Origin of the sequence: Xenorhabdus entomophaga (assembly GCF_037996725.1) — a bacterium.
GTDB lineage: Bacteria > Pseudomonadota > Gammaproteobacteria > Enterobacterales > Enterobacteriaceae > Xenorhabdus > Xenorhabdus khoisanae.
This window is the reverse complement of the sequence record NZ_JBBMXH010000249.1, coordinates 1-1227: the sequence shown is the minus strand read 5'-3', so window position 1 is coordinate 1227 and position 1227 is coordinate 1. Positions and strand designations below refer to the sequence as shown.

Sequence of the window (1227 nt, the reverse complement as noted above, 5' to 3'; positions counted from 1 at the left end):
GCACTGGATGTACTCAGTGAAATCGCGACAGCGGTGACCCGAAAACAGCCCTATCCGGATGTCTTTAATCTGCTTTCCTGCTAGTCAATACAGGGCTGGTGAATGGTTACCAATAGACTACTACCGTAAAAACAAACTACTCTCACGTATGGAAAATAAGACGCATTCTGAAAATTCAATCCCGAAACACGACACTATTTTTTTATTCTTTAATTTCCAAAGGAGTTTTACATTTAATTCCGGTTAGCTCTGACAAATCTACATCGCTTCCTGTCGTGTGAAAGATTTCTTTACGTCTTTGATTAAATAGATGCTGGCAATGCACACACATGTCATTAATATTATTCGGGTTTTTAATGGCTTTTAATGTCCTGACCGCATATTTACCGCACCGGCATCTGACAACATAAATTGCATTACTTTTACCGTCACTCCGTTGAGACCAAGGACGGACACCTAATACGGTAAAAAAGCCATATTCATAGCCTTGAACCTGTTTCAGTATGTTGATTAAATTAGGCTCCCTTTTACTTACGCGAAAATCATATGTCGTTTTATAAGGAATAAAATAGTCAGTGTGTTTTTTATTCTGCCTGTTATTACGCTTTTCATTGGTACTATTCATCACTTCTTTTAATCCATTCCTCAGCACATTCAATGTATCTAATTTAACTATTTTCATGATTAATTCAATAACGAAAAAACTAAAATGAATCAATAATCAAGAATAAAAATGTATATCCCTACCGTCATAAACGGCGAAGCCTCAATGGGTTCGACCATTGAGGCTTCTATATGTCGTCTACAACCCTAAACAAAAGAGTTTATATCATAGAACATGGTAATTATAACGTTTTTAGCCTAAGTCATCCTGAACTAAATGGCACTGAATTATGTGTTTTTTTGTGATAAACTTCATGAACTTTGAGCTAATAGAATGCCAGCATAAAATATAAAAACAAAGAAAATAAATATAACTTCATCCTGAATTAATAAAAACAATAAATCAATTCAATAATATATTTTCGTTAAACAAATCACTCCCTCGTGCCGTTAAGAATAGTTATCCGGCCTTTAATTTCTGAAAAAAACAACAAATAAGATGAAGATAAAATTGCTTGGATTCACATATTAAGTGCAACATCGTTATAAACGAAGTAAATGAGTTTTTGTACCTTTAAATAGCTCATCCGGCGTATTGTAACCCCGTGTTTTTCGTGGTCGCTT

At 34.5% G+C, this 1227-nt stretch carries 1 protein-coding gene; it reads right to left on the bottom strand.

Annotated features, from left to right (window positions below; translation table 11 throughout):
* Nucleotides 1-202: 202 nt before the first annotated feature.
* Nucleotides 203-682, bottom strand: coding sequence for a hypothetical protein (locus tag AAC854_RS22545; protein ID WP_340619046.1), 480 nt, complete (start codon nucleotides 680-682; stop codon nucleotides 203-205).
* Nucleotides 683-1227: the final 545 nt, after the last annotated feature.